Genomic DNA, 266 nt, shown 5'->3' with positions numbered 1-266 from the left:
GCTAAAAACACCAACCGCAGAATCATACTGAGTATCGGGTATTTCAGCTTTTGGTCGAGATAGAGCAGCGCAGTTTCGGCGATGTAGTAATAAGCCAGCAGGCAGGTAAAGGCAAAGAAGAAGATGCCTACCGCCACAAATGCGCCGCCGAAATTACCGAACACAGTACCCAATGCAGCCTGCGTGTAAGCAGAGCCGGCTTCCACGCCGGGAATATTTTCCACAAGCGGCGTTTTCATGCCGACCGGATGTACGTTATACATACC

1 protein-coding gene is annotated in these 266 nt (G+C 50.8%); it reads right to left on the bottom strand.

The features are described 5' to 3' along the window. On the bottom strand, positions 1 to 266 hold a 266-nt coding region (locus ACTHS3_RS18015), incomplete at both ends, for an alanine:cation symporter family protein (RefSeq protein ID WP_440368791.1).

The sequence above is a fragment of the Neisseria sp. P0009.S007 genome (assembly GCF_051962515.1).
The sequence above is the reverse complement of the archived record's forward strand: the minus strand, read 5'-3'. Positions and strand labels throughout refer to the sequence as shown.